The 5,144-nt window shown below is 50.3% G+C and carries 4 protein-coding genes and 3 tRNA genes; 2 read left to right on the forward strand and 5 right to left on the reverse strand.

Translation table 11 applies throughout. From position 1 onward, the window contains the following. Nucleotides 1–151: 151 nt before the first annotated feature. From L5656_RS10500 to L5656_RS10520, 5 genes are all read right to left on the reverse strand, one after another. Nucleotides 152–1,108, reverse strand: a complete 957-nt coding sequence (locus tag L5656_RS10500) for a tyrosine-type recombinase/integrase (protein ID WP_297202720.1) — start codon at nucleotides 1,106–1,108, stop codon at nucleotides 152–154. Nucleotides 1,109–1,210: 102 nt separating this feature from the next. Then, nucleotides 1,211–1,286: transfer RNA gene (locus L5656_RS10505), tRNA-Phe, on the reverse strand. Between the two features lie 5 nt (nucleotides 1,287–1,291). Then, nucleotides 1,292–1,368: transfer RNA gene (locus L5656_RS10510), tRNA-Asp, on the reverse strand. A gap of 5 nt (nucleotides 1,369–1,373) precedes the next feature. Continuing rightward, nucleotides 1,374–1,448: transfer RNA gene (locus L5656_RS10515), tRNA-Val, on the reverse strand. 66 nt (nucleotides 1,449–1,514) lie between these two features. Then, complete coding sequence (locus L5656_RS10520) at nucleotides 1,515–2,912, reverse strand: MFS transporter (RefSeq protein WP_297202723.1); 1,398 nt, start codon at nucleotides 2,910–2,912, stop codon at nucleotides 1,515–1,517. A gap of 200 nt (nucleotides 2,913–3,112) precedes the next feature. On the opposite strand from L5656_RS10520, the gene L5656_RS10525 reads away from it, so the two are divergent. Then, nucleotides 3,113–4,735 carry a DAK2 domain-containing protein gene (locus L5656_RS10525; protein WP_297202725.1) on the forward strand — a complete coding sequence of 541 codons (1,623 nt, stop codon included), beginning with the start codon at nucleotides 3,113–3,115 and terminating at the stop codon, nucleotides 4,733–4,735. Nucleotides 4,736–4,767: 32 nt separating this feature from the next. After that, on the forward strand, nucleotides 4,768–5,144 hold a 377-nt coding region (locus L5656_RS10530), incomplete at its 3' end, for a DegV family protein (RefSeq protein WP_297202727.1).

Raw genomic sequence — 5,144 nt, forward strand, 5'->3', positions numbered from 1 at the left:
CTCATAGACGGCCTTCTCTTGCTCACCCAGGCGGCTTAGAAGTATCTCCTCAAGCCTCTCTATGGTCTCTTGCAACTTTTGGTAGTCCTGGCACTCGTTCAGCTTGATATGGGCCTCATCAATGCACAGGCCGGTGAAGTCATAGAAAGATTTACGCACGGCTGTTCACCTTCCTTTTGGCCCTTTGTCTTTCAGGTAGGATACTTGCCACTGGTGAGCAAACCTCATGCTCCCGGTGTAAATCAGCCTCCACTAAATGCACATACCGCTTGGTCATAGCTAGGCTGGCATGACCCAACTGCTTTTGCACGAAGAAGGCACTTCCTCCATTGCGTAGGGACATAATGGCTGCAGTGTGGCGGAGGCTGTAGGGGTTAACTCTAACGCCTAACTTCTGGCCGTATCTTCTTAACCTGTGTGCCCAGGAGGTTTCCAGCATGGCTTTGCCGTCCTGGGAGGCAAATACCGGCACGTCTTCCTTCCACGCCGCAGGCCTTACCGCCAGAAGCCTCTTTATGGCTTTCGCCGTCTGTGGTGAGATTACCACAACCCTGGCCTGCCTGGTCTTAGCGACAGAACTGGGAATAGTCACTTCCAAGTTTCTCAGGTTAAAGCAGGAGGGTGTAAGCTGAAGTGCCTCTCCGGGCCGGATTCCGGTGTCCACTTGCAGGAGAATCAGGGCATAATCTCGAATACCTGTATAGCTGTTTCTGTCTGGCAGGCTGAGGAGTGCTTTGATAGTCTCCTCATCAACGCTTCTCGGCCTGCCTTCATCTTTCCGCTTAGGCACTCCCTCCAGGGGATTTCCCACAAGGTAGCCTTCGGAGACACACCAGCCAAAAAAGTGTTTGAGATAAGCACGAGGGAGGTTATAAGCAGTTGGGCTTTTGCTGGCAAGGGCAGCGAAGTATTCCCTTATAGCGGCTTTTAGCTTGTGGTAGTCAGGCCAGGCATCCGGGTGTTTGCGGAAGAAGGTTTTTAGGTGGCGGGTGTAGTCCCTCAGTGTCAGCGGCGACCTGCCTTCGGCTTTTTTGGTAAGAAGGAACTCCTCTACAACCTCTTCCCAGGGAGGAGTTAGCAGGTGGGGAGATACTTTAATAACGGCCATAAATACTAAAGCCACCTCCAGTATTTTTGAAGGCGGCCATGAACAGAGGATTTATACATTTTACCTGCGGCTTTGCTTGCCGCAAATCCTTGATTCTCAAAGTGGTGCCCCAGGGCGGAATCGAACCGCCGACACGAGGATTTTCAGTCCTCTGCTCTACCAACTGAGCTACCGGGGCAGGTGTGGCGGAGCCGACGGGATTCGAACCCGCGATCTTCGGCGTGACAGGCCGACATGTTGAACCGCTACACCACGGCTCCACCGCTGGTGGGCGATGGTAGATTCGAACTACCGACCCCTTGCTTGTAAGGCAAGTGCTCTCCCCCTGAGCTAATCGCCCGTATGCTGCTTGCTGCGAGCTTTATTATATCATGGCGTGCTACTTAAGTCAACGGTCCCGTGGCCCTTAAACGTTGGTTCCGTGTATTTCGCCGCGGGCCAAGGAAGCCAAGATACCGGCGGCCGAGAGAGCAGCAAAAGTGAGGAAGGAAATGTGATTACTTTTAAGAAGCAGGGCAGAAGTCTCGGGGGTGATGGATGCGCCTTTAAAGTAGAAAGAGAACACCAGCGCCACGATGCCCATGCTCAAGGCTTGGCCTACAAGGCGCATGGTTCCCAGGGTAGATGAAGCTATACCGTAGTAGGTTTTTGAGACGGAGCTCATTACAGCATTGGTGTTGGGGGAGGAAAAAAGGCCGAAGCCTATCCCCAGAAGTACGAGATTAGCTACGACTAGTGTTAACGGGGAGTTAAGGCCTAAAAAAGCCAGGGTCAACAACCCCAGGCAAGTTAGGGCCATACCGGTAGATGCTACAAGCCTGGGTTCTATTCTATCGGAGAGATAACCGGCCACGGGAGACAAAATGACCTGCATCAGCGATTGTACTAACAGTATGGAACCTGCCAGTTGGGGGTCTAAGCCCTTAGCTACTTGGAGATATAAGGAAAGAAGAAAGCCGCTACCGAAGGTGGCGCTATAATTTATGAGCGCGGCCAGGTTAGAAAAAGCGAAGGGTCGGTTGGAAAGGAATAACTTGAGATTTAACAAGGGGTAGGAAGTGTGTCTTTCATACCACGCGAAAATACCGATGCCTATTATGCCTAGCAATAAAAGAAACACATATATGGTGCCTGAGGAGAGGCTAGAAGCCCCGTAGATTAATGCACCTAAACTGAGGATAGATAGAAGAGACCCTACGAAATCGAACTTTTCTCCCCGGCCACCTACCCATTCACTTTTAAGTCTGGTTCCTGCCAGGGTGAAAGTTGTTACCCCTATCAAGAAGGTGACCAAGAAGATGGAACGCCAGCCGAAGTGGTGCGTTAACAGTCCCCCCAGAAACGGCCCTAAAGTTAAACCCGTGTAAACTGCCGCAGCGTTTATTCCCAGGACACGGCCCCTTTCCTGAGGCGGGAAAACGGAAGTTAAGATGGCCACAGCCGTTCCAAAGATCATGGCACTGCTTATCCCTTGCAGGGCGCGGAAGGCTATTAAGAATAAAAGATTGGGAGCCAGGGCCGAAAGAAGGGAGAAGAGGGTATAACTGCTTATGCCGGCCAGGAAAATTTTCTTCCGCCCGTATAAATCGGCCAGGCGCCCGAAGGGTAAAAGAAAGACCGCTGAAGTTAGCAAAAACGCCGAGACAACCCAGTTGAGGCTCAAAGCGTCGGCTTTAAATTCTGCTCCTATAGCAGGGATGGCCAGATTAAGAGAGCTGCTAGTAAAAGGGGTAAGGAAAGAGGCGAGGGTGGCCGATATCAAGGCAAAACGAGGCTGAACTACGTCTTTGGAGAGGCTCGACATAAACTAGGCCTCCTTTAAGTTTATTTAATTTAGTCTTTATTATAGCACAGGTGAATACTAAAAGAAGGAAAAATAGTGGACCGTACTAAAAGACGGCCCGTATTCCGGGGGTGCGGGAGGAAAAATTTCTTGTGTGTCGAATGAAGCATAGAACAGTGAACCTGATACTTTACATCCTCGAAGAATAGGAGGCTGGGTTTTTGCCTTATTATTTTTTTGACGGACAAGACCTAAAAGCTATGCTCGTGGGTGCGGCCAATCTTTTAGGGCAGGTACGTACGGAAATTGATAACTTAAACGTATTCCCCGTGCCGGATGGAGATACGGGGACCAACATGTATTTAACCTTTTTAAACGGGGTCAAGGAAATACAAAGCCTAGATAATTCCTCCTTGGGCACGGTCGCCGAAGCCTTCGCCCGCGGATGTCTTTTAGGAGCCCGGGGGAATTCAGGAGTGATCTTATCCCAGATAGCACGGGGTCTTGCCGAAGCTTTAGCCGGCAAAGATCGGGCTGGCGTTTACGAGCTTGTACGTGCTTTTGACTTAGGTACTGAATATGCTTATCGCGCCGTGAACAGTCCGGTGGAAGGTACCATCCTTACAGTTTGCCGGGCTATAAGCCGGGCTGCAACAGAGGTATCGGGAAAAACCAAAGATTTACTCCGGGTAATAATTTACACTTACCGGCAAGCTCAACAGGCGCTGGACCGCACCCCCGAACTTTTGCCTGTTTTAAAAGAAGCGGGAGTAGTGGATGCGGGCGGGAAAGGATTGGTGGTGATACTCGAGGGAATTATCAAGGCTTTGGAGGACTTAGCTCTTAAAAAGGATATCCAGCTTTTCGAACTGGCCACTTTCCAGCAAAAGCAATTTGCCCCCCTAAAGAAAGCCGCATTATCTGCACAAATAGATTATACCTATTGCACCGAATTTGTGCTGGTAGGTCCCCACATTCCTCTGGAAAGCTTAAAAAAGGAGCTTTCCCCTTATGGAGACTGTCTATTGGTGGTGGGTAACGATAAAACGGCAAAGGTCCACATCCACTCTAATCATCCCGGGCTGGTACTGGAGTGCGGCCTTAAATACGGCAGTTTGCGTTCGGTGGTAATAAACAATATGGAAGAACAGTATCTGGAGTGGACGGGGAGTTCGGAAGCTGAGGAGCGTGCCCTGGGAATAGTAGCGGTAGGTCCTGGGGAAGGCATTAACGCCATACTGGAAAGCTTGGGTGCCAGCGTGGTGGTAGACGGCGGGCCGACCATGAATCCGAGCGCGCAAGATCTGGCCGCGGCCGTAGAGAAAGTAAGGGCGGAGGCCGTTTTAATCTTGCCTAATAACGGCAATATACTTCTTACAGCCCAGCAGGCGATAAAGATAGCAGGGAGACCCGCGCGGGTGGTACCTTCGGTGAGTATACCCCAGGGCATAGCAGCTCTTATGGCCTTTAACCCCTATTCTAGCCTTGAGGAAAATATAGCCAAGATGACGGAGGCTCTAAAGAAAGTCAAAACAGGCGAAATAACCCGGGCGGCCAGGGATTCTCTTATAGATGGACGTAACATCCGGCAAGGTGATTACCTCGGGTTGGTGGAGGGCCGGGTTGTAACTTGCGGCTCTGACCTCCTGGAGGTTTTAAAGCAAACCTTAGAGGAGATGCTGGAGGAGGGTTCTGGTCTTGTAACCCTTTATTTTGGAGGAAACCTTACGACCTTGGAAGCGGAGGACTTTACGGAAGCTATGCGGAAGTATTTTCCAGAGGCGGAATTCGAGCTTTATTATGGGGGACAACCGTTATATGAGTTTATTATTTCCGTGGAATAAACAGGGAAAGGCAAAAGGAGTTACGATGAAGTATGGGCCAAGTAAGGATCGTTACCGATAGTACGGCAGACCTGCCTCGTGAATTGATAGAGAAATATAACATCGTTGTGGTGCCTTTAAAAGTAATCTTCGGTCCAGAAATTTTTAGGGATGGAGTGGATCTCGATCCCCGCGGGTTTTTTCAAAAACTGCGCAGCTCTTCTGTATTGCCCACTACCTCCCAACCCTCGCCTCAAGAGTTTGTGGAAGCCTATCGGCCGCTGGTAGAAGAAAAGGCGAGTATTATTTCCATCCATATTTCTTCGGCCTTAAGCGGCACTTTACAGTCGGCCAGAGTGGCTAAAAGCATGCTCGGCTATGAAGATTTAGAGATAATTGATTCCCGGCTGGTAAGCCTGGCTTTGGGTTT

The organism is Thermanaeromonas sp., assembly GCF_021890735.1.
GTDB lineage: Bacteria > Bacillota > DSM-521 > Neomoorellales > Neomoorellaceae > Thermanaeromonas.

What these genes read in the sequence shown, in the direction of transcription:
- L5656_RS10500 (WP_297202720.1), bottom strand. Translation starts at nt 1,108, where the DNA reads ATGGCCGTTATTAAAGTATCTCCCCACCTGCTAACTCCTCCCTGGGAA.
- L5656_RS10520 (WP_297202723.1), bottom strand. Translation starts at nt 2,912, where the DNA reads ATGTCGAGCCTCTCCAAAGACGTAGTTCAGCCTCGTTTTGCCTTGATA.